Source organism: Thiobacillus thiophilus, assembly GCF_055378705.1.
In genome coordinates this window covers 554,294-577,782 of record NZ_AP042404.1, presented here as the reverse complement: position 1 = coordinate 577,782, position 23,489 = coordinate 554,294, and the positions used below count along the sequence as shown (strand labels likewise).

General features: G+C 63.3%; 18 protein-coding genes. 12 read left to right on the top strand and 6 right to left on the bottom strand.

What is annotated here, in order from left to right; all coding sequences use genetic code 11:
• The first annotated feature begins 134 nt into the window (after positions 1-134).
• Both ACZ41T_RS02750 and ACZ41T_RS02745 read left to right on the top strand, forming a co-directional pair.
• On the top strand, positions 135-806 hold the full coding sequence (locus ACZ41T_RS02750; RefSeq protein WP_464922954.1) for a small multi-drug export protein: 672 nt from the start codon (positions 135-137) through the stop codon (positions 804-806).
• Positions 807-893: 87 nt separating this feature from the next.
• Entirely contained in the window at positions 894-1,634 is a 741-nt protein-coding gene (locus tag ACZ41T_RS02745) for a hypothetical protein (protein WP_464922953.1), read from the top strand.
• A 118-nt stretch (positions 1,635-1,752) separates the two neighbouring features.
• Here ACZ41T_RS02745 and ACZ41T_RS02740 read toward each other — a convergent pair whose 3' ends face one another.
• Both ACZ41T_RS02740 and ACZ41T_RS02735 read right to left on the bottom strand, forming a co-directional pair.
• Entirely contained in the window at positions 1,753-3,663 is a 1,911-nt protein-coding gene (locus ACZ41T_RS02740; RefSeq protein WP_464922952.1) for a hypothetical protein, read from the bottom strand.
• 125 nt (positions 3,664-3,788) lie between these two features.
• On the bottom strand, positions 3,789-4,043 hold the full coding sequence (locus tag ACZ41T_RS02735) for a hypothetical protein (RefSeq protein ID WP_464922951.1): 255 nt from the start codon (positions 4,041-4,043) through the stop codon (positions 3,789-3,791).
• A gap of 123 nt (positions 4,044-4,166) precedes the next feature.
• Here ACZ41T_RS02735 and lexA point away from each other — a divergent pair, with 123 nt between their 5' ends.
• From lexA to ACZ41T_RS02715, 4 genes are all read left to right on the top strand, one after another.
• Positions 4,167-4,769, top strand: coding sequence for a transcriptional repressor LexA (lexA, locus tag ACZ41T_RS02730; RefSeq protein ID WP_464922950.1), 603 nt, complete (start codon positions 4,167-4,169; stop codon positions 4,767-4,769).
• A gap of 514 nt (positions 4,770-5,283) precedes the next feature.
• A complete protein-coding gene (locus tag ACZ41T_RS02725) occupies positions 5,284-6,015 on the top strand; it encodes an ABC transporter ATP-binding protein (RefSeq protein ID WP_464922949.1) in 732 nt (243 codons plus the stop codon).
• 13 nt (positions 6,016-6,028) lie between these two features.
• Complete coding sequence (locus tag ACZ41T_RS02720) at positions 6,029-8,398, top strand: ABC transporter permease (RefSeq protein ID WP_464922948.1); 2,370 nt, start codon at positions 6,029-6,031, stop codon at positions 8,396-8,398.
• Positions 8,399-8,411: 13 nt separating this feature from the next.
• Positions 8,412-9,605 (top strand): efflux RND transporter periplasmic adaptor subunit, encoded by a 1,194-nt coding sequence (locus tag ACZ41T_RS02715; RefSeq protein ID WP_464922947.1) that lies wholly within the window; start codon positions 8,412-8,414, stop codon positions 9,603-9,605.
• A gap of 149 nt (positions 9,606-9,754) precedes the next feature.
• Here the strand turns inward: ACZ41T_RS02715 and ACZ41T_RS02710 are convergent, their stop codons facing one another.
• The 3 genes from ACZ41T_RS02710 to ppk1 form a co-directional block, all read right to left on the bottom strand.
• Complete coding sequence (locus ACZ41T_RS02710; RefSeq protein ID WP_464922946.1) at positions 9,755-10,768, bottom strand: glycosyltransferase family 4 protein; 1,014 nt, start codon at positions 10,766-10,768, stop codon at positions 9,755-9,757.
• Entirely contained in the window at positions 10,765-11,682 is a 918-nt protein-coding gene (locus ACZ41T_RS02705; RefSeq protein ID WP_464922945.1) for a UDP-2,3-diacylglucosamine diphosphatase, read from the bottom strand. The genes ACZ41T_RS02710 and ACZ41T_RS02705 overlap by 4 nt, the downstream gene beginning before the upstream one ends.
• 92 nt (positions 11,683-11,774) lie before the next feature.
• On the bottom strand, positions 11,775-13,835 hold the full coding sequence (gene ppk1 / locus ACZ41T_RS02700) for a polyphosphate kinase 1 (RefSeq protein WP_464922944.1): 2,061 nt from the start codon (positions 13,833-13,835) through the stop codon (positions 11,775-11,777).
• A 63-nt stretch (positions 13,836-13,898) separates the two neighbouring features.
• Between ppk1 and ACZ41T_RS02695 the strand changes: the two genes are divergently transcribed.
• Entirely contained in the window at positions 13,899-15,461 is a 1,563-nt protein-coding gene (locus ACZ41T_RS02695) for a CYTH and CHAD domain-containing protein (protein ID WP_464922943.1), read from the top strand.
• 154 nt (positions 15,462-15,615) lie between these two features.
• Here the strand turns inward: ACZ41T_RS02695 and ACZ41T_RS02690 are convergent, their stop codons facing one another.
• Positions 15,616-15,786 carry a hypothetical protein gene (locus ACZ41T_RS02690; RefSeq protein ID WP_464922942.1) on the bottom strand — a complete coding sequence of 57 codons (171 nt, stop codon included), beginning with the start codon at positions 15,784-15,786 and terminating at the stop codon, positions 15,616-15,618.
• Between the two features lie 194 nt (positions 15,787-15,980).
• Between ACZ41T_RS02690 and guaB the strand changes: the two genes are divergently transcribed.
• The 5 genes from guaB to glgP all read left to right on the top strand — a co-directional run bounded on the left by guaB (position 15,981) and on the right by glgP (position 23,474).
• Positions 15,981-17,441, top strand: coding sequence for an IMP dehydrogenase (guaB, locus tag ACZ41T_RS02685; RefSeq protein ID WP_464922941.1), 1,461 nt, complete (start codon positions 15,981-15,983; stop codon positions 17,439-17,441).
• Between the two features lies 1 nt (position 17,442).
• Positions 17,443-18,153: an SIMPL domain-containing protein gene (locus tag ACZ41T_RS02680; RefSeq protein WP_464922940.1), complete on the top strand. Its 711-nt coding sequence runs from the start codon at positions 17,443-17,445 to the stop codon at positions 18,151-18,153.
• Between the two features lie 26 nt (positions 18,154-18,179).
• On the top strand, positions 18,180-19,757 hold the full coding sequence (guaA, locus tag ACZ41T_RS02675) for a glutamine-hydrolyzing GMP synthase (protein ID WP_464922939.1): 1,578 nt from the start codon (positions 18,180-18,182) through the stop codon (positions 19,755-19,757).
• 259 nt (positions 19,758-20,016) lie between these two features.
• Positions 20,017-20,592 carry an Arm DNA-binding domain-containing protein gene (locus ACZ41T_RS02670; RefSeq protein WP_464922938.1) on the top strand — a complete coding sequence of 192 codons (576 nt, stop codon included), beginning with the start codon at positions 20,017-20,019 and terminating at the stop codon, positions 20,590-20,592.
• Between the two features lie 335 nt (positions 20,593-20,927).
• A complete protein-coding gene (glgP, locus tag ACZ41T_RS02665) occupies positions 20,928-23,474 on the top strand; it encodes an alpha-glucan family phosphorylase (RefSeq protein WP_464922937.1) in 2,547 nt (848 codons plus the stop codon).
• The last annotated feature ends 15 nt before the right edge of the window (positions 23,475-23,489 follow it).

Genomic DNA, 23,489 nt, shown 5'->3' with positions numbered 1-23,489 from the left:
TTAGGCCTTATAAATGATCAGCTTGCTCGTTACATTCGTCTCAAGACGCCAAGACCTGAAGGCTATAGCGAAGCGCTACTGAAAAACGGAATCAGAGCAAATTTACCTAGAGCAAAGCTCCCGGTCACATCCAGATGAACCAAAGCACCCGCATGCATGAAACGCTTTTCGCCAGCACCGAAGGCCGGATGCTGGGCGTCGGCCTGACGCTCACCGGCCTGATGCTGCTGGCGTTCGGGATCGGGTGGCACCTGTATCCGGACCGCATTCTTCCCTACGCGATCATGACGGGGCTGAACCTGATCATCGGCCGCGAAGCGGGGATGTCCTTCGGCTATGCGAGCGGTTTCGGCCATGCCCAGGTGGTGCCCCTCAACATCCTGATCGAGACCATCCAGGTGCTGGTGATCTACCCGCTGTTCGTGCAGAGCACGCGGCACCTGATCAAGCTGCGCACCCTGGAGCCGTTCATCATGCGCATTCACCGCGCGGCGGAGTCCGGCGGGGGCGTGGTGCGCAAGTTCGGCATCGCCGGCCTGTTCGTTTTCGTGTTTGCCCCGTTCTGGATGACCGGCCCGGTGGTGGGGGCGATCATCGGATTTCTGATCGGCTTGCGCCCGTGGGTGAATCTGGCCGTGGTGCTGGTGTCGACCTATATCGCGATTGGCATCTGGGCGCTGCTGCTGAACGAGCTCAATGTCTGGGCGTTAGCCGTCAACCAGTTCGCGCCCTACGCGTTGTTCCTTGCGATCGTGCTGATCGCTGCCGCGATACAGTGGGTGGGCCGGCACCGCGCGAACGGCTGAAAGCGACCATGACTGGATACGCGCTGTGCCATAGTTTCGGTACTGTTCATAACGACCGAAACTATGGAACCACAACGGATTGAAGCAATGAGCGCTTCTTCTGACGCCTTCGCCAGAATCTTCCTGCTGAGCCACATGCGCGCCTACACCAGCCTGGCGGGGCATATTCTCGGCTCGCATCCGCAGATCAACGGCTACTACGAAATGCATCTCGGCTACGAGGAGGCCGCTGCGCTGGACCGGCAGCTGGAGGCGTTCCGGCACGACGAGGTGCTGAAGCCGGGGAGCCGCTACCTTTTCGACAAGCTGCTGCACAACGACTATGCGCTGAAGCCCGAGCGGCTGGGGCGGGCGGACATCAAGATTCTGGTTGCGCTGGCGGAGCCGGCGCACACGATCCGGAGCATCGTGCATCTGTTTCGGCAGAAGCCGGATCCGGATCTGTATGCCTCGCCGGTGGAAGCGGCGAACTACTACGTCGAGCGGGTGCGGGCGCTGGCCGATTTTTGCCGGATGACCGATTGGCCCTACACCTACTTCGATGCGGAGCTGTTTGTTCGCGCGCCGGAGAGGCTGCTGCCCAGGCTGACGGCATGGCTGGAACTGGATTCGCCGTTGAGCGAGTGCTACGAGGTGTTCAGCCACACGGGGAAGGCGCGCCGGGGGGATACGTCGGAGCGGGTTCGAAGCGGACGGATCGACCGGGTGCGGAGCGATTATGCGCACGTGGTGATTCCGGAGGATGCACTGAGGGCGGCGGAGGCGGCGTATCGAGCGTGCCGCGAGGAGATCATTTCCAGGGCGGCGGATTCGGCCTTGGTGCGTTGATTTTCGCCCGTCATCGCGAGGCCCGCAGGGCGGTGGCGATCCAGCGTGTGGCGATACCGCTGGCGTCCTGGATCGCTTCGCTCCGCGCAATGACAAAGCGTGAATGGTTCCGCGTTTCCTAGAACAGGCTGTCCCACGCATCGCGCTCGGCGCGGTAGTTCACCAGGGCTTCGACGATCTGCCGCTTGCGTTCGGCGCGATGCCCGGCGGACTGGATCTGGCACCAGGCGGCGGCGTGCGCGCCGAAGTTACGGTCGATGTTGTCGATGAAGGCACCGACGTGGCGCAGGGCGTCTGTCAGCTCGGGCGTGCGCAGCCACCAATGGCCGGCGTCGAACACGAGCGCGTGGAGTTGCCGGTTTTTCTCGACGATAGCGTCGTGCTTTTGCTGGTACAGCGCCAGCAGTTCGGCTTCCTTCTGCGCGATCACTGCCTTGACCACGTCGCGCGCGAAGGGCTGGTTCACGTCGGCGTGCTTCACCAGTTCCTCGGTGGAAAACAGCATCAGGTCGCCGAAGAACTGGCGCTCGAATTCGTTGGATAAATCGACGCTTGCTTCGCCCACTTCCACGCCAGGGCGGAAGTCGTCGGCGAGGCCCGCTTCGGTGGTACGCCGGTGCAGGTTGGGCATGTTGAACGAGGCGAAGCGATGCCCGATCTCGGCGGCGATGAGCCGCCCGGCGGTGGGGCCGGACATGCGCAGTCGCAGGTGACCGAAGGGGATGAGGTACTTGAGCCCGGCGTAGTTGACGATGTAGTTGCCGGGGTAGATCGTCCGCGCCGGGGTGAGCTGGGTAAACCCGCTGCCGTAGGCAAACCAGGTTTTGCGCGTGAGGTGCTCGCCGAAGAAGAAGGCGTTGAGCCGCTGGGAAAAGTCGGCCAGGCACGCGCCGTGGTCGTGCGCGCCTGGCAGCCGGCAGGGGTAGGGATAGGTCGTCGGCTGGTGGTCGAAGCCGAACAGCCTGGCCATGTCGTGATACGCAGCGTCGCCCGCAACCGGCCCCGCGCCGTGGAACTGGCAGGCCGCTTCGCTGCGCAGGCCGGCGAGTTGGGTGAAGAAGGCGGTCACGTCGTCGAGAAAATTCGCCGCCATCACCGCCGGCGACACGGGCGGGTCGCCCACCATCTTGCCGGTGAGCATGAGGGTGTCGGTGCTGCGGAAAATCCGGTCGATGGCGTGGAAGTAGTTCAGCGCGTAAACCGCCTCTTCGCCGGCCGCGGTCTGCCGGTTCACGCACAGGCTCTGGTCGCTGTCGATCGGGTAGTACAGGGTGCGCTCGCGGTCTTCGGTCAGCTGCAGGAATTTCAGGTAGCTGAGGTTGCGGTTGGCGGCCTGGCCTTTGAGATAGAAGGCGTCGCGCGGCTGGGTGGTGAGCAGATGGCCCAGGCGTTCGCGCTGCTGCGGGGGCAGCGCGTGCAGCAACTCGTATTGCTCGGCCAGCCCGAAGTAGACGACCTGCAGGCCTTTCTTGCGGTATTCGTCCACGAGTTCCTGGTGGCGGCGGACATTGGCTTCGTCGCGGCTGTCCTCGCTGACGATGACCCGGATCTTCTCCCACACGCCGGAGGCGTGGCCGCCGTAGTCGAACAGCGTGCACACCTGGTAGAGGCTTTCCAGGCAGGCGCGCAGATGGGGCGGCCGGTCCGCTACGGGGATGGCGAGGATGAAGTGATGGCGTTCGTCGCTGACTTGCGTATTTTTGCAGCGCTGGCGGATCAGCGCTTCCTGCTCGCGGAACAGCGACTGGTAGCTCGCCAGCAGCGGATGGAAGTCCGCCGCGCCGGACCACATCGCCTGTTCCAGCAGGGGGTAGCAGGCTTCGTAAAGCGCGATGAGGGCATCGAGGCTGGCCGCACGCTGCAGCTGCGCGGCCACGTCGGCCAGCCCGGGAATTCGGGCCTGATAACGCGCGATGCACGCCCGCAGGTGGGGGCTGGCCGATTCCTTCGAAACGTGGGCGTCGGGCTCAGGTTCGGCGTCGGGGGCGGGCGGAAACCTGCTGGGGGGCTTGCTTGCCGGGATGTTCATCGAAACGGTGACTGCGCGTGCGGCGCACGGATGCAAAACAAAGCGCCAATAGTACCCGCCCATGATGCAAACCCGGATGGACCCGCGCCGCATCACGAAGGGGCGGGCGGTGACGCTTGCGGCGCTTACCCTCTCAGCCGCACCCGCTTTTCCACCGTGAGCACGTCGCCTGCCGCATCCATCACCGCATAGAGCCGGGGCTGCGGGCTGCTACCCCAAGTCGGGCTCGGGGCTGGGCTGTCGAGATACACCACCCGCGCGCCGTCGAACTGCTTTTCGACCTGGCCATGGGTAATCAACTGGTGCAGGGCGGCAATGGAAATCCCGCGCTGCTTCATGCGGCTGAAGGCCAAGGGGCTGATTTTTCCGAGTTTCATCATGGTTTACTCCTGGTTGCCGTTGCGATGGGCATGGCCGTTTGGCTGGGCATGCACGTCGCGCATTGGCGTTTTTCGAATTCAGTATTTATACTGTACATGCATACAGTACTTGGAGGAAGCCCCATGCGAGACCTGACGCGTCGCCAGGAAGAAATCTTCAGCCTGATCCGGGAGTGGATCGAGACCACCGGCCTGCCGCCCACACGGGCGGAGATCGCGCAGCACTTCGGCTTCAGTTCGCCGAACGCGGCCGAGCAGCATCTCAAGGTGCTGGCGAAAAAGGGCGTGCTGGATCTGGTGCCGGGGGCGTCGCGCGGTATCCGGCTGAAGGGCGGTGGCGGTGTGCCGCTCGTAGGCCGGGTGGCGGCAGGCAGTCCGATCCTGGCGCAGGAGAACATCGAGCGGCACTACCAGTTCGACCCCGCGATGTTTTCGCCGCGCGCGGACTATCTGCTCACGGTGCGCGGCATGAGCATGAAGGATGCGGGCATCCTCGACGGCGACCTGCTCGCGGTGCATCGCAGCGCCGAGGCCAAGGCCGGGCAGGTGGTGGTGGCGCGGATCGGCGACGAGGTCACGGTGAAGCGCTTCCAGCAGCGTGGCCACACCGTGCAGCTCCTGCCGGAAAACCCCGACTTCGAGCCCATCGTCGTCGACCTCACGCGTCAGGAGCTGGCCATCGAAGGCATCGCCGTCGGCGTGATCCGCAACGGCAAGGCCTTATAACTTATAAAGTAAGGCTATGTCACTGTTGGCTGTTGAAGTTATGTCGTGCCCCCTCCGATGAAGTCCCTGCATCCCGCAGGCGCCCGTGAAGGCGCTCACACAGCACAGTGCGAGTCCGTATCGAAGTAAGCCAAGACTCCGTAGCTGAAGGTAACTGCGTCATCGTGAGGTGGGGTGGAGAGCAACCGGAAGCGAACTGGCGGTCTGCAGGAGACGAACTCGATTCGGCGGGGAATGACGGCGAGCCGGCCGGGAGATGGCGAAGCCTGAAACGCATCGGATACGCCGATATTGGCGTGCAAAGCGATATCCGGGTCACCCACGTGGTTGGAGGCGGAACGTCGGGAAGTGTGCGTGAGCTAAGCGGGGAGACCTGTGCGCACGGTGACGCGTATCAGGAGTCAGAGCCTTCGTCGTACCGCAAGGCTGAAGAGCGGAGCAAGTGCACGCGGCACTCACACTGGCGTGCTTCGCTTTGCTTGTAATGACGGTGCAGAGAGTCAACGTCCATGGCATGATGAACCGCATGCTTCCCGATCAAGCCAACGCCATATTCGTCGCCCGCGGCCTCACCAAAATCTACCGCATGGGCGAGGTCGAGGTGCATGCGTTGCGCGGTATCGACCTCACCCTCAACCGCGGCGAACTGGTGGTGCTGCTTGGCCCCTCGGGCAGCGGCAAGTCGACGCTGCTGAACATCCTCGGTGGGCTCGACGCGCCCAGCGGCGGTGAGGTGCGCTATCTCGACCACATGCTGACCGGCGCCTCCGAGACCGAGCTCACCCGCTTCCGCCGTGAGCACGTCGGCTTCGTGTTCCAGTTCTACAATCTGATCCCCAGCCTGACCGCGCGCGAGAACGTTGCCGCGGTGACCGAGATTTCCAGGTCGCCGATGCGGCCCGAAGATGCGCTGGCCCTGGTCGGTCTGGGCAGCCGGCTCGACCATTTCCCGGCGCAGCTTTCCGGCGGCGAGCAGCAGCGGGTGGCGATCGCCCGCGCCGTCGCCAAGAACCCGGCGGTACTGCTGTGCGACGAGCCCACCGGCGCGCTCGATTCGGCCACCGGCGTGGTGGTGCTGGAGGTGCTGGAAAAGGTGAACCGCGAACTCGGCACCCTGACCGTGCTGATCACCCACAATGCCGGCATCGCCGACATGGCCGACCGCGTGATCCGGCTGTCCGACGGCCGCATCGCCGAGATCCGCGCCAACGCCGTGAAGAAGCGGGCGAGCGAGCTCAGCTGGTAGGCGGCATGTCGCCATGAAAGCCCTCGACCGCAAGCTCCTGCGTGACCTCTGGCACCTGCGCGGCCAGGTGTTGGCGATCGCCGCGGTGATCATGGGCGGCGTCGCCACCATGGTGATGTCGCTTTCCACCTACGATTCTCTGGTCACCACGCGCGACCGTTTTTACAGTGAATATCGTTTTGCCGAGGTGTTCGCCAGCCTGAAGCGTGCACCTGAACCGGTGGCCGAACGCATCGCCGCACTGCCCGGGGTGGAACGGATGGAGACGCGGGTGCGGGCGGGGGTGAAGCTGGAGGTGCAAGGATTCAGCGATCCTGTCACCGGCCTGTTGCTGTCGCTGCCGGATGTCGGCGAGGCGCAACTCAACCGGCTGCACCTCAAACGCGGGCGCACGGTGCAGCCCTGGAGTACGGATGAGGTGGTGCTATCCGACACCTTTGCCGATGCCCATCACTTTCAACCGGGCGACACGCTCGCCGCCATCATCAATGGCAAGTACAAGCAGCTGACCGTGGTGGGCGTCGCAGTGTCGCCGGAGTACATCTATCAGATCGCCCCCGGTTCCATGTTCCCCGATTTCAAGCGCTATGGCGTGCTGTGGATGGGGCGCCATGCGCTGGCTGCGGCCTACGACATGGAAGGTGCGTTCAATCAGGTCAGTCTGATGCTGGCGCGCGACGCCCATGAACAGGACGTGATCGACGGTGTCGATGCGATACTGGCCGATTACGGCGGCACCGGCGCTTATGGGTGGCGCGATCAGTTCTCCAACCGTTTTCTCAGCGAGGAGCTGAAAGGCCTGAAGACCATGGCCACCGTTTTTCCGGCCATCTTCCTCGGCGTCGCTGCGTTCCTGCTTAATGTGGTGCTGAGCCGGCTGATTGCGCTGCAGCGTGACCAGATCGCCATTCTCAAGGCCTTTGGCTATTCCACGCTGGCGATCGGCGCACACTACGTCAAGCTGGTATTGCTGATGACGGTTCTGGGGGTGGGTGCCGGGCTTGCACTGGGCGCCTGGTTTGGCCATGGACTGTCGAACGTGTATACGGAAACGACGTTTCGGTTTCCTTACCTTGACTACCGCGTCAGCCCCGAAATCGTGCTGATTGCGTTTGCGGTGGCGAGCGTGGCGGCAGTCAGCGGCACGCTATTTTCGGTGATACGCGCGGCACGATTGCCGCCGGCCGAGGGCATGCGCCCGGAGATGCCGGTGATTTACCGCACCACATTGATCGAGCGCATCGGACTGCAGCGCTGGCTCTCCGCACCGACGCGGATGATCCTGCGCCACATCGAGCGGCAGCCGCTGAAGTCGCTGCTGACGGTACTGGGCATCGCCTGCGCCTGCGGCCTGATGATGGTGGGCAACTATCAGAAGGGTGCAATCGACTTCATGGTGGATGTGCAATTTCGCCAGGCTGCGCGCGAGGATCTGACGCTCACTTTCATCGAACCGACCTCGGGCCGGGCGCTCTACGAACTCGCTGCGTTGCCGGGCGTCGATTACGTGGAGGGCTTTCGCGATGTGCCGGTAATCCTGCGCTTCGAGCAATATCATTATCGCGGCGCGCTGTTCGGTATTCAGCCGCAAGGCAGGTTGCATCGCGCGCTCGACCGCAGCCTGCATCCGGTTGCAGTGCCGCCGGGCGGTGTGGTGCTGACCGACTATCTGGCCACCCACATTCTCCACGTGACGCCGGGCGACATGCTGACGGTCGAAGTGCTGGAAGGCAGCCGTCCGGTGCGGCAGGTGCCGGTGCTCGGTATTACCCAGCAATATATGGGGGTGTCGGCCTACATGCAGCAGGATTCCCTCAACACCCTGATGCGCGAGGGACATGCGGTGACGGGCGCCTATCTGGCGGTGGAGCGGGGTGCGGAAACGGCACTCTATGCCCGGCTGCACGATCGCCCGCGTGTGCTGGGCATGGTGGCCAATGCCATGGCGATCAAGAGCTTCTACGCCACCATGGGCGAGTTCATCCTGTTCTACAACATGGTGGCCACGCTGCTGGCCGGCGCGATTGGATTCGGCGTGGTCTACAACAGTGCACGCATTACGCTGTCGGAGCGCGGACACGAACTGTCCAGCCTGCGAGTGCTGGGGTTCACCCAGGGCGAGATCGCTTATATTTTGCTGGGAGAACTGGCGTTGCTGACGCTTGTTGCCATTCCGATCGGCTTTCTGGTGGGCGCGGGGCTGGTCGGTATTCTGGTGCTCGCTTACGACAGTGAACTTTACCGGCTGCCGATGATGCTGACGCCACTCAACTACACTACTGGCGCGGCGCTCGTCGTCGCCTCCGCAGTACTCTCCGGTCTGCTGTTGTGGCGGCACCTGGGCCGGCTGGATCTGGTGGCGGTTTTGAAAACACGCGAATAGGACAACAAGCGGCATGCAGTTACGCGCAAAAATCGGGATGGGGATTGTCGTGACGCTGATTGCAGCGGGCCTCGTGCTGGGCTTCATGCCGCGTGCGGTGCCGGTTGATATCGCCACGGTGGTGCGCGCGCCGCTGACGGTAACCGTGGAAGAAGAAGGCAAGACCCAGGTGAGCGAGCGTTACCAGGTGGCGGCACCCGTGTCCGGCTATGTGCGCCGCATCGATCTCAAGGCAGGCGATGCCGTTGCGGCTGGGCAGGTGCTCGCGGCGATCGAGCCTGCCCGCTCGGTGGCGCTCGATCCGCGTACGCGCGCCCAGGCGCAGGCGCAGGCGAGTGCAGCCGAGGCGGCGCTGGCCGTTGCGCAGCAAAACGCGCGTGCCGCCACGGCGGCTGCCGAGCTGGCGCAACAGGAACGCAGTCGTGCGGAATCCTTGCGGCAGTCCAATTTTTTGTCTGCTCAGGCGCTGGATACGGCGCGTAGCGCGGAGACACGCGCCCAGGCCGCGCAGCAGGCTTCGGAAAATGCAGTCAAGGTGGCGCGTTTTGAACTGGACATGGCGCGCGCCGCGATTGCCAGCGCAGCACGGCTGCAAGCCGGGGGGGCCGCTGAACAGTTTCTGGTGCGTGCGCCCGTGACATCACGCGTACTCAAACTGCTGCACGAAAGCGAGGGGCCGGTCAGCGCCGGTCAGCTATTGCTCGAAATCGGTGACCCCAAAAGCCTGGAGGTCGAAGTCGAAGTGCTGTCCACCTACGCGGTGAAAATCGCACCCGGCTCCAAAGTCATACTCGACCGCTGGGGCGGTGGGCGGCCGGTACAGGGCACGGTACGCGTGGTGGAACCGAGCGGCTTCACCAAGGTGTCGGCACTCGGCGTCGAGGAACAACGGGTGCGGGTCATCGTCGATTTCAGCTCGCCGCGCGAAGCGTGGCAGCGCCTCGGAGACGGCTACCGGGTGGATGCGCGCTTCGTGTTGTGGGAAGGGAAGGATGTGCTGCAATTGCCGACCAGCGCACTGTTCCGCCATGGCGAGGGCTGGGCCGTGTTCGTGGTGGAAGGCGGCCGCGCCCGCCTCGCCCCGCTCGAAACCGGCCAGCGCGCAGGGCTTGCGACGCAGGTGCTGTCCGGGCTGGATGCCGGCACCCGCGTGGTCAGCCACCCGGACGACAAAATCAGCGACGGCACGCGGGTGAAGCCGCGTTAGGCTGCATCGGGTGCCTGTGGGGATGTGCGGTGCCCCGGTGCAGTTGTTTCTGCTTGCAAGCTTTTGTGGAAGGGCCGTTCACGGCCCGATGCTGGGGTGGTTGCATGGGCACGAAAATCGCGGCGTGGACGCCGCTCCTGGCGCGTCCGCTAGCGGCTTGATCTGTGCGTGGCGGGATGCAAATGGCCAACGAATTGTTCGGTTGCCGCGCGCCAGGAGAATTTTTCCGCATGGGTGCGCGCGGTGCGGCGGTCGATGTCGAGCGCGGCCATGCAGGCCTGGCGCAGGTCTTCGTGCATCACGCCGGCGGGTGAGTCGCCGAGGACGTCGATGGGGCCGGTGGCCGGGTAGGCGGCGACGGGCAGGCCGCAGGCCATGGCTTCCAGCAGCACCAGACCGAAGGTGTCGGTCTTGCTGGGAAACACGAAGACGTCGGCGGCGGCATAGACTTCGGCCAGTTCCGGCTGCTTCATCACGCCGAGGTAATGTGCATCGGGATACTGGGCGCGCAAGCCGGCCAGGGCCGGGCCGTCGCCCACCACCCATTTGGAGCCGGGCAGGTCCAGCTTCAGAAAGGCCTCGACGTTCTTCTCGACCGCGACCCGGCCGACATACAGGAAGATCGGATGTTCGCTGTTCAGGCGATGCGAGTCCTGCATCTTGAATACGTCGAGGTCGACTCCACGCGACCACAGCACGACATTGTTGAAGCCGAATGCTTCGAGGTCGGATTTGACTGCGGGGGTGGGCGCCATCACCGCGCGGGCGGGGCCGTGAAACCAGCGCAAAAAGCGGTAGGTCCAGGCGATAGGGATGCCGGTGCGGGCTTTGACGTATTCGGGAAAGCGAGTGTGATAGGCGGTGGTGAAAGGCAGCTTGTTGTCCAGGGCATAGCGGCGCGCGGCGAGGCCGAGCGGTCCCTCGGTGGCGATGTGCAGTGCGTGCGGCGCGTACTTCCGTATTCGCTGCCGGGCCACGCTGCCCGCCAGCACGGACAGGCGGATGTCCGGATAGGTCGGGCAGGGCAGGGTGCGGAATTCAAGTGGGGAGAGGATATCCACCTGATGGCCCATGGCTTCCATTTCGCGGCGGGTGGTGGTGAGCGTGCGTACCACGCCGTTGACTTGCGGTGACCAGGCATCGGTCACGATCATGACTTTCATGGTGTCTCCATTACGGTTGCCTTGCGGGGGGCGCTGGATTTGTCCAGACAGTGGGGCCAGTGGATGATTTCGAGCGTGCCGTCGGCGGTTTCGGCGAGCGCGGTCAGGCTTTCTACCCAGTCGCCATCGTTGCAGTACAGGAGACCGTCGAGGGTACGAATTTCTGCCTTGTGGATGTGGCCGCAGATGACGCCGTCGCAATCGCGTCGTCGCGCTTCATCCGTCATCACTTTCTCGAAAGCGGTGATGAAACCGACCGCATTCTTGACCTTGTGCTTGATGTATTGCGACAGCGACCAGTAGGGGTAGCCCATGCGCGTACGCATGCCGTTGAACCAGCGGTTCAGCGCCAGAATCAGGGTGTAGCCCGTGTCGCCCAGATAGGCCAGCCAGCGCGCGTGCTGCATCACGCCGTCGAAGAGGTCGCCGTGGGTGACCAGGAAGCGTCTGCCGTCGGCGGTGACGTGGATCACCTCGTCCGCCACCTCGATGTCGCCAAAGGCCAGCCCCATGAACTGGCGCGCCATCGAATCGTGGTTGCCGGGCACGTAGATCACCCGCGTGCCCTTGCGCGCCTTGCGCAACAGCTTTTGCACCACATCGTTGTGCGAGCGCGGCCAATACCAGCCGCGGCGCAATTGCCAGCCATCGATGATGTCGCCAACCAGATACAGCATGTCGGATTCGTTGTGCTTTAGAAAATCGAGCAGATAACGGGCCTGGCAGCCGGCTGTACCCAAGTGGATATCGGATATCCACAGGGTGCGGTAGTGGCGGGGCGAGCGAGCGTCAGTTGAAGGAGAGTCGGAGGTCGGGTGCCCAGTCTGCCGGGAGGGCAGGAGGGTGGGGTCGGGCGGCTGCCAGGGCTGGCTACCCGGACGCGCGCGGAGCAGGTTCGTGACGCGATTCAACATGCCGCCATCAGGCCACCGCCATGTGACAGCGACGTGGCATTCTGATGAAGCTTTGTTGACGGCTCACCCCGCGGGCCGGGGTGGCGACAGGATCAGCGCGAAATCAGCGCCAGCAGCACGTCCTGAGCGCTGTATGGTTTGGCGCGATGGGACTTGCGACGGCGGTAGCTGCCGTCGGGCTGCATCTCCCAGGCCTGCACGTTGTCGCGCAGGTAGGGCTTGAGGCCTTCGGCGATGACGCGTTTTTTCAGCTTGGGGTTGAGGATGGGAAAGCCGGTTTCGATGCGGCGGAAGAAGTTGCGGTCCATCCAGTCGGCGGAGGAGAGATACACCTGCTCGTCGCCGCTGTTCTTGAAATAGAAGATACGCGAGTGTTCGAGAAATCGGCCGACGATCGAGCGCACCCGGATGTGTTCGGACAGCCCGGCAATGCCCGGGCGCAGCGCACATACACCGCGGATGATGAGGTCGATCTTCACCCCGGCCTGCGAGGCGGCATAGAGTGCGGCGATGACCTGTGGCTCCAGCAGCGCGTTCATCTTGGCGACGATGGCGGCGGGTTTGCCGGCTGCCGCGTGTTCGGCCTCGCGATTGATCGCGGCGACGACTTCGCTGTGCAGGGTGAATGGCGACTGCCACAGGCGTTTGAGCTTACCCACCTTGCCCAGCCCGGTGATCTGGTTGAACAGGCTGCCGACGTCGGCGGTGATGGTCTCGTCGGCGGTCAGCAGGCCGAAGTCGGTGTACAGGCGTGCGGTGCGGGCGTGATAGTTGCCGGTGCCCAGGTGCGCGTAGCGACGCAGCCCACCTTCCTCGCGGCGGATCACCAGCGCCAGTTTGGCATGGGTCTTGTGGCCGACCACGCCGTAGATCACGTGCGCACCGACCTCCTCCAGTTTGGCGGCCCAGTTGATGTTGGCCTCCTCGTCGAAGCGTGCCATCAGCTCGACCACCATGGTGACTTCCTTGCCCGACTGCGCGGCGCGGATCAGCGCCTGCATCAGCTTGGAGTCGGTTCCGGTGCGGTAGACCGTCTGCCGCATGGCGACCACGTTGGGGTCGGCGGCGGCCTGTTCGATGAAGTCGGTCACCGGCTGGAAGGATTCGAACGGATGGTGCAGCAAAATGTCGCCCTTGCGGATCTGTGCAAAGATGTCCTCATGCTTGGACAGGCGGGCGGGCAGGGCAGGGACGAAAGGGGGGAATTTGAGGTCGGGGCGATCGACCCAGTCGGGCACCTGCATCAGGCGCACCAGGTTCACCGGGCCGCGCTCCTGGTAGAGGGCATCGGCGTCGAGCTCGAACTGTTCCAGCAGGAAGGCCGCCATCGAAGCCGAGCAGTTGTCGGCCACTTCCAGCCGCACCGCCGCACCGTAGTGCCGCTGCGGCAGTTCGCCCTGCAGGGCCTGGCGCAGGTTCTTGGTTTCCTCGTCGTCGACGAACAGGTCGGAATTGCGGGTGACGCGGAACTGGTAGCAGCCTTCCACCGTCATCCCGGCAAACAGCTCGCCGACGTGGGCATGCAGGATCGACGACAGGAAGACGAAGCCATATTCGCAGCCGGCGACATCTTCCGGCATGCGGATCACCCGCGGCAAGGAGCGCGGCGCCTGCACTACGGCGGCGCCGGAATTGCGGCCGAAGGCGTCGCGTCCGGACAGCTCGACCGCGAAATTGAGGCTTTTGTTGAGCACGCGCGGGAAGGGGTGCGAGGGGTCGAGCCCAATTGGCGTCAGCACCGGTATCAGCTCGCGGAAGAAATAGTCGCGGATCCACGCCGCCTGGACTTCGTTCCACTGGGTGCGCCGGAAAAAGTGAATCCCCTCGGTGGCCAGTTCGGGGATGATGTCCTTGTTGAAAAGTTCGTATTGCCTAGCCACCAGCGCATGGGCGGTTTCCGATACCGCGCGGTATTGCTGGCCTGGCGTCATGCCATCGGGGGATAGCTGGGAGGTGTTGGCGCGGAGCTGTTCCTTCAGCCCGGCCACCCGCACCTCGAAGAACTCGTCCAGGTTGCTGGAAAAGATGCAGAGAAACTTCAGTCGTTCCAGCAGCGGCACATCGGGATCGTCAGCCTGCGCCAGTACGCGGCGCTGAAACTCGAGGATGCCGAGTTCGCGGTTGATGAGGGTGTCGGGGCTTGGCAGGTTCATGATTGTTTTTTCGTGGTGTGCTTCAATGATAAACGCCCGCGCTTATCCTGGCACGACAGAAATATGACAACTTCCGATCCAGTCGAAATCGAACTCAAGCTTGCGTTGCCCCCGCGGCAGGCCGAAGCCTTCCTCAAGCTGATGGCGCGGCGCCGCAGCACGCCCGTGCGGCAGCTGCTGGTCACCCGCTATTTCGATACCCCGAATTTTGCCTTGAGCGCGCAGGGTGTGGCGCTGAGAGTGCGGCGGATCGGCCGGCGCTGGCTGCAAACGCTGAAAACCGAGGGCGAGCGGCACGGCGGGCTATCACACCGCGCCGAATATGAAATGGCGGTCACCCGCGGCAGCCCGGACTGGACGCGTTTTCCGCCCGAAGCGCAGGCGTGGGTACCCGAGGCGCTACGCGCGCAGCTGGCGCCGGCGTTCGAAACGCGTTTTTACCGTACCGCCTGGCTTATCAAGGGCCGTGGCGGCGCGCAGATCGAGGTGGCGCTGGATGTGGGTGAGGTGCGTGCCGGCGAGCGCAGTCAGCCGATCTGCGAGATCGAGCTCGAACTGAAGGCCGGCCAGCCGGATGCGCTGTTTGCTCTGGCGCTGGTGTGGGCCGGGCGGCTCGATTGCCTGCCGTTCGATGTCAGCAAGGCCGAGCGGGGCGTGCGCCTGGCGCATGGCGAGGGCGCGGAACCGGTCAAGTCCGTGCCGCTGGCGCTGGATCGCGCGATGAGCGTGGAAGACGGTTTTGCCGCGATTGTTCAGGCCTGCCTGGCGCAGTTCCAGGCCAATCTACCGGGGGTGCTGGCCTCCGACGACATCGAATATGTGCACCAGGCGAGAATAGCGCTGCGGCGCCTGCGTGCGGCGCTGCGCCAATATCGCCGGGTGTGCGTGCTGCCGGATGAATCGATGGACGGCCTGCGCGCGCTGGCGGCCGCGCTCGGCGCAGCGCGCGACTGGGACGTGCTGTGCGACGAAACCCTGCCCGCGATTGCGCCGCATTACCCCGATGCCGATGCCTGGCAGCACGGCATGCAGGCGTTGCAGGCGCAGCGGGCCGAAGTGCGCGCGGCCATGCGGGCAGCGCTGATCCAGGCGCGCCCGGGCGTGTGGCTGCTGGCGCTGCAACGCTGGTTGCTGCTGCGCGGCTGGCGTGCCGCTCCGGAAGCGCAGCGCTTCATCCAGCTGTCGCCGTTGAAAAAATGGGCGGGCCGGGCGCTGCAGAAAGGCCATCGCCCCATCGTCCGTGGTGCGCGCGATTTTGGGCGGTTGCAGGCGGCGCAGCGCCATGCCCTGCGCATTGCCGTCAAGCGCCAACGCTACGCGACCGAGTTTTTCCAGACCCTGTTTGGTGGGCGCCGGCAGGCGCGCTATCTGGCTGTGCTGCGCGACGCGCAGGATAGTCTGGGGCGTAGAAACGATGCACGGGTGGCGTGGGGGCTGCTGGCGGCGGCACATACGGCTCCATACGTTCTTCAACGGGTAGTGGATCGGAGTCTCTCAGGGCAGGCGGGTGCCGGGCCGATGCAGGACTTCATTCTCGGCTGGCTCGCCGCAAAACAGGTGGAGGCGGCGGACGGCGAAAGCGCAGGGCCTATGTGCGCGTTCCTGAAATTGAAGCCCTACTGGTAGGCAGTGCTTCGGGGGGCGCACGCCAGTCATCTTCCATCCCAAGTTCCGCGATTGAATTCACCCAGAACCCGTAAGCACCGCGGCGCGCCTTGATCTTCGATAGAGTGCCGTTATCGAGACGCTCACCTCTGCCAAAGCCCGGCAGTGGGCGCGGCTATGCGGCATCGGCCTGCGTCAACCCGCTGGTGCTCATGCTCACCGGCGGCGGATGCCGTCGGCGACTGGGCTGCGCCGCACCGGTGCGGGCGCGGGGCTGAGCGGCCTTGATCGCATCAACCGGCGCATCGTCGCCACCCATATCCGCCAGACCGGTACGACCGCGCATCCGCTGGACATTGACGCGATTCCACTGCTTAATGGGAACTGCTTTGCGCAGACGTCCCGGTTTGCATCGCAGAATGACTCAAAAATCCGCAAAATCGGAATGCGGGGATTTCAATCGCGGAATTTGGGGCGCTACCGGTTTGTGCGGGGCGGGGGCGGGCGCGTATAATTCCGCTTTGCGTTAAGGTAAAGCCCATGCGTGTTCTGCAAAAAGCGCTGACGTTCGATGACGTTCTGCTTATTCCCGCCCACTCTTCCGTCCTCCCACGCGAAGTCAGCCTGTCCACGCAGCTGACCCGCACGATTGCCCTGAATTTGCCCCTCTTGTCCGCCGCGATGGATACGGTGACTGAATCGCGGCTGGCGATTGCACTGGCGCAGGAAGGTGGCCTCGGCATCATCCACAAGAACATGAGCACCGAGATGCAGGCAGCGCAGGTTGCCGCAGTCAAGCGGTTCGAATCCGGCGTCGTTAAAGACCCCATTACCGTCACCCCGCAGATGACCGTGCGCCAGGTGCTCGAGATCACGCGCGCGAAGCGCATTTCCGGCCTGCCGGTGATCGATGGCGGCCGGGTGGTCGGCATCGTCACCAACCGCGACCTTCGCTTTGAAACCCGCCTCGACCAGCCGATCGCCAACATCATGACGCCGAAAGAGCGGCTGGTGACGGTGAAGGAGGGCGCCAACCGCGATGAGGCGATGGCGCTGCTGCACAAGCATCGGCTGGAACGCGTCCTGGTGGTAAACGACGCCTTCGAGCTGTGCGGGCTGATCACCGTCAAGGACATCCAGAAGTCGAGCGAGCATCCGCTGGCGTGCAAGGACGCGATGGGCCGCCTGCGCGTGGGCGCTGCGGTCGGCACCGGCGAGGGCACCGAAGAACGGGTGGCCGCGCTGGTGGCCGCCGGCGTTGACATCATTACGGTGGATACCGCGCACGGCCACTCCCAGGGCGTGCTCGACCGGGTGCGCTGGGTCAAGCAGAACTACCCCAATGTGCAGGTCATCGGCGGCAACATTGCCACCGCATCGGCGGCGGCTGCGCTGGCCGAGCATGGCGCCGACGCGGTCAAGGTCGGCATCGGCCCGGGTTCCATCTGTACCACGCGCATGGTCGCGGGTGTCGGTATGCCGCAGATCTCTGCGGTGGCGAACGTGGCCGATGCCCTCAAAGGCAGCGGCGTAGGCGTCATCGCCGACGGCGGCATCCGCTATTCCGGCGACGTCGCCAAGGCGCTGGCCGCCGGCGCCAGCTGTGTCATGCTCGGCGGCCTGCTGGCCGGCACCGAGGAAGCGCCGGGCGAAATCGAATTGTTCCAGGGCCGCTCCTACAAATCCTATCGCGGCATGGGCTCGCTGGGCGCCATGCAGCAGGGGTCCTCAGACCGCTACTTCCAGGACAACGAAAAAAGCGCCGAGAAACTGGTTCCCGAAGGCGTCGAAGGCCGTGTTCCCTACAAGGGCAGCGTGCTGGCGGTGATCCACCAGCTGATGGGCGGCCTGCGTTCCAGCATGGGCTATCTTGGCGTTGCCACCATTCCCGACATGCATGCCAAGGCAGAGTTCGTCGAAATCACCTCGGCCGGCGTGCGTGAATCGCACGTGCATGACGTGCAGATCATCAAGGAAGCGCCGAACTACCGCGTCGATTGACATGAATTCACGCCGGATAATTGAGGCGCTGCTGCTTTCCGTTGGCATGATCGTGGCTGCCTGGGTGTTGGGGCAGGCTTTGCTGCAATTCAAGCAGGCCGATCGTGGCGTCGAGGTCAAGGGGCTTGCCGAACGCGAAGTCCCGGCGGATATCGCCATTTGGCCGGTCGCATTCAGCGAAGCAGACAACGATTTACCCAGGCTGTATCAGACCCTGCAGGAAAAGAACGCGAAAATTGCTGATTTCCTTCAGGCCAGCGGTTTTACGCCTGACGAAGTTTCGATTTCCGCACCGTCGATCACCGATCGTCAGGCTCAGGACTACGGCAACGCCGAGCTGGCAGAACGCCTGCGGTATAGCGGCAAATCGGCGCTCACCGTCTATACCCGGCAGATCGACCGTGTGCGTGAGGCAATGGCGCACTTGGGCGAACTCGGCAAGCAGGGTATCGCCCTGTCGTCCGACAATTATGAAAACCGTACACAGTTCCTGTTCACCGGTCTCAATGCGCTGAAACCGGCCATGATCGAGGAAGCGACCAAGAACGCGCGTATCTCGGCCGAGAAATTCGCCAAGGATTCGGATAGCCGGCTGGGCAAGATCCGGCGAGCCAATCAGGGCCAGTTCTCCATCGAAGACCGCGACGCCAGCACGCCCTATATCAAGAAAGTACGCGTGGTGTCATCGGTCGAATACCGCCTCATCGATTAATCCTCACCGGGCGAACCCGGCCAGCCATGCACCAGAAAATCCTCATCCTCGATTTCGGCTCCCAGTACACCCAGCTCATTGCACGCCGTGTGCGCGAAGCCGGAGTGTATTGCGAACTGCATTCCCACGACGTGGCCGAAGCGTTCATCCGCGACTTTGACCCCGCCGGCGTTATTCTCTCCGGCGGTCCCAGTTCGGTGTACGAGGAGGAAACGCCGCGGGTGCCGCAGATCGTGTTTGAACTGAATGTGCCCGTGCTGGGGATTTGCTATGGCATGCAAACCATGGCGGCGCAGCTGGGCGGCCAGGTCGAGTCTGCTGCCAAGCGCGAGTTCGGCTATGCCGAAATCCGTGCGCGCGGCCACACTGCATTGCTGCGAGACATCCAGGACCGCGTCAACGACGAAGGCCACGGGCTGCTCGACGTGTGGATGAGCCACGGCGACAAGGTCACCGCACTGCCGCCCGGCTTCAGGGTGATGGCGAGCAACGCCGCCACCCCGATCGCCGCGATGGCCGACGAGGACCGCCGCTTTTACGGCGTGCAGTTCCACCCCGAAGTCACCCACACTCTGCAGGGCAAAAATATTCTCAATCGCTTCGTGCGCGACCTGTGCGGTTGCGCGGGCGACTGGAACATGCCCGATTACGTCGATGAAGCCATCGGCCGCGTGCGCAGCGAAGTCGGCGGCGACGAAGTCATCCTGGGGCTGTCCGGCGGCGTCGACTCCTCGGTGGTCGCGGCGCTGCTGCACCGCGCCATCGGCACCCAGCTCACCTGCGTCTTCGTCGACAACGGCCTGCTGCGGCTGAACGAGGCCGAGCAGGTGATGCAGACCTTCGCCGACAACCTCGGCGTCAAGGTCATCCACGTCGACGCGCGCGACCGCTTCATGGACGCACTCGCCGGCGTCACCGACCCCGAGCAGAAGCGCAAGATCATCGGCCGCGAATTCGTCCACGTGTTCCAGGAAGAGGCCGAAAAACTGCCCAAGGCCAAATGGCTGGCACAGGGCACCATCTATCCCGACGTCATCGAATCGGCCAGCGCCAAAACCAAGAAAGCGCACACCATCAAGAGTCACCACAACGTCGGTGGCCTGCCAGACACCCTGCACCTGAAGCTGCTGGAACCGCTGCGCGAACTGTTCAAGGACGAAGTGCGCGAACTGGGGGTCGCGCTGGGTCTGCCGCATGACATGGTCTACCGCCACCCCTTCCCCGGCCCCGGTCTCGGCGTGCGCATTCTCGGCGAAGTGAAGCGTGAATATGCCGAACTGCTCAGACGAGCCGACGCCATTTTTATCGAAGAACTGCGCGCCCATGGCGACGGAGAGGTCTCCTGGTACGACAAAACCAGCCAGGCCTTCGCCGTCTTCCTGCCGGTGAAATCCGTCGGCGTCATGGGCGACGGCCGCACCTACGACTACGTGGTGGCGCTGCGTGCCGTCGTCACCAGCGACTTCATGACCGCCCACTGGGCTGAACTCCCTTACACCCTGCTCGGCAAGGTCTCCAACCGCATCATCAACGAAGTGCGAGGCATCAACCGCGTCGTCTATGACATCAGCGGCAAGCCGCCAGCGACGATAGAATGGGAATGATTTTAGGCCTTTCGGCAGCTTTCGCGGACCATCGAAAAAGTTACTTAATTTGTTGATTTGTATAAGTTTATATGCTTATAACTATTGGCATCTATCGATGACAAGCAAAACTTTTTGTCGGTAATTCTGACGGTAAGGAAATCCAGGCCTGCCAACCGAAAATATTTACCGTCTGACTGATTTTGGTGGTGACGGTAAAAAAAGTAGTTAAAAGCTAGTATTCATGCGGGTTACATAGCACATTGTTACTTTTTAGCTGTTGACGGTAAAACCTCCGTTATCAGGGGGAAACACCGATGCTGACCGACACCGCTCTGAAGAACCTCAAGCCTATAACTATCGGATAAACGGCAGACGCGAGACGCTGACGATTGGGCGCTACGGGCCGGATGGTCTATCGCTGGCTCGGGCACGCGAGAAGTGCATCGACGCGAAGCGGGCTGTTTCGGAAGGCCAGTCCCCGGCGCAGGAAAAGCAGCGCGAGAAACGGCGATCCACGTCCGCGACATCATCAAACAAATCCATCAAACAAATCTACGGCTTCGCCATCCTGCATGGCGAGAAGGTGGCCAACCCCGCTGACGACGTGGGGCCATCGTCGATCGCCACTTTCGTGCCGAGGAATCGGGCGCTGTCGCCGACCGAGATACTCGTCCTGCAAGGAGACGGTCGCTCATCACGCGGCATATACAACAAGGCCGAATATGCCGAGCTACGCCGGCACATGTTGCAAGAATGGGCTGACATGATTGATGCCTGGGTGGCCGGCGAGTCGCACACGCCGACACTGCTGCCACCGTCCATGAAGGTCATCACGACACAGGCACTGCTTTGATTGCGTATTCCGGTCGCGTTGAGTGCCTGTGCCGGAAAGCGCTGACCACTGCAAAGACATTCACTGGTGTTGACCATTGGGGGGAAGCGAGATTTCTGAAATCGTCGCAGTCCGGCCATCTCCATGCGTTCAATCTGACAGAACCAACTTGTCCGGAAAGTACTGAGAGCGGAAGTGCAAGCTCTGCTGTATGGCCGTCTCTTACTCGGCGAGAATGTGTGAAAACTCCCCCAAAATTTCCTAAACTTATCGCAGTAGCATCAGAGGGGAAATGCGGATATCGACGTCTCCCCGCGATGCCGGGCATGGCGTCCAGGATAAATGAAGGATCAAACATGAGTGAACCCCCATCAATCGGCCACCCGAAGGAGCTCCTCTTGCCCACGGACGTCGAGGGATTCGATTCGCTGGCCGAACTGGCCCTGGACATGCGCTCGTCGTGGGATCACGCCACCGACCAGGTGTGGCGACAGCTGGATCCGGTGTTGTGGGCGCTGACCCAGAATCCCTGGGTCGTGTTGCAGACGGTGTCGCGGGAGAAACTCCAGCAGGTATTGGCCGAGCCCGCTTTCCGCACACACCTTGACGATCTGGTGCAAGCCCGGCGTGACGCGGCGGAGGCACCTGCGTGGTTCCAGCAAGCCCACCCGCAATCTCCCCTCAACTGTGTTGCCTATTTCAGCATGGAATACATGTTGAGCGAGGCCTTACCCATTTATTCGGGCGGACTGGGCAACGTGGCGGGCGATCAACTCAAGGCCGCCGGCGACCTGGGCGTCCCGGTGATCGGTGTGGGGCTGCTCTACCAGCAAGGCTATTTTCGCCAGGTGATCGACAAGGATGGCGCGCAACAGGCCCTTTACCCATACAACGACCCTGGCCAGTTACCGATCACGCCGCTGCGCAAACCGAATGGCGAGTGGTTGCGCCTGGAAATTGCCTTGCCCGGTTACTCGGTCTGGCTCCGTGCCTGGCAGGTGCAGGTGGGGCGCGTGAAGCTGTACCTGCTGGACAGCAATGACGCTGCGAATTACCCGGCGCATCGCGGCATTACCAGCGAGCTGTATGGCGGCGGGCCGGAGTTGCGCCTCAAACAGGAACTGCTGCTCGGCATCGGCGGCTGGCGGCTGCTCGCCGCACTCGGCATTGCACCGGAAGTCTGCCACCTGAATGAAGGGCATGCGGCCTTTGCCGTGCTGGAACGCGCGCGCAGCTTCATGGAGGAAAACGGGCTGAGCTTCGAAGCCGCGCTGGCCGTCACCCGTGCGGGCAACCTCTTCACCACGCACACGGCGGTGGCGGCCGGCTTTGATCGTTTCGCGCCGGCTTTGATCGAGCAATACCTCGGGGGGTATGCCGAGCAGCGTCTCGGTATAAGCCGTCACGATTTGCTGGCGCTGGGTCGCCAGAATCCGAACGACGCAACGGAAGCTTTCAACATGGCCCATCTGGCGATCCGCAGCAGCGGCGCGGTGAATGGCGTAAGCAGTCTGCATGGCAGGGTGAGCCGGCACCTGTTCGAGCCGCTCTTCCCTCACTGGCCGACCGAAGAAGTCCCGGTCGGACACGTGACCAACGGCGTTCACATGCCGACCTGGGACTCGGCCCCGGCCGATGCGCTTTGGACGGAGGCCTGCGGCAAGAACCGCTGGCTGGGAATGGTGGACACACTGGAGCAGGACATACGCCGTGTCTCCGACGCCCGGCTCTGGCAGTTTCGGACCGCCGCCAGCGGGACGCTCGTTGATTACGCCCGCGAACGCTTGTCCCGGCAACTGGCCGCATCCGGTGCCACGCCCGAGGCGGTTGAAGCGGCGAGACATCTGTTTGACTGCAACACCCTGACGCTGGGCTTTGCACGTCGTTTTGCAAGCTACAAACGACCGAACCTGCTGCTGCATGACCCTGAGCGATTGCTGCGCCTGCTGACGAATCCGCAACGCCCGGTACAGATCATCATGGCCGGCAAGGCGCATCCCGCCGACCGGGCGGGACAAGCGCTCATCCAGCAATGGACGCATTTCATCCGGCGGCCCGAGGTACGTCCGCATGTGATCTTCCTCAGCGACTACGACATGCATCTGACCGAGCATTTGGTGCAGGGCGTGGATGTCTGGCTCAACACGCCGCGTCGTCCCTGGGAAGCGTGCGGAACCAGCGGCATGAAGGTGCTGGTCAATGGCGGCATCAATCTGTCCGAGCTGGACGGATGGTGGGCCGAAGCCTACACGCCTGAAGTCGGATGGGCGTTGGGAGATGGTCAGGAACACGATAGCGATCCCGCCTGGGACGCCATCGAAGCGGAAGCCCTCTATGACCTGCTCGAACGCGAGGTGATCCCCGAGTTCTATACCCGCGACGCGCAAGGGATTCCCACTGCCTGGGTGGCGCGGATGCGGGAAAGCATGGCGCAATTGACGCCGCGTTTTTCCACCAACCGCGCGGTTTGCGAATACACCGAACAACACTACCTCCCGGCCGCCGCAGCCTACCGGGAGCGGGCGGCCAACCAGGGCGCCATTGGCGTGGAACTGGTTGATTGGCGGCATGCGCTGGCGCAAAAATGGGCCGCGCTCCGCTTCGGCGAAGTGAAGCTTGAAACCAGGGCCGAGCAGCACGGTTTCGAAGCGCAGGTGTATCTCGATGACCTTGACCCGGAGGCCGTGCGGGTCGAGCTATATGCCAATGGTGTTGACGGTGCGCTACCGGTGCGGGTGGAGATGCAGCGCGTGCGGCAACTGGTGGGCGCAAAAAACGGCTACGTCTATCGCGCTGAGGTGCCTTCAATCCGCCCGGCAACCGACTATACGGCGCGCGTGATCCCGCACCGCGACGGCGTAGCGGTTCCCCTGGAAGCGTCCCACATCCTGTGGCAGCGCTGATTCGATTGCGGACGA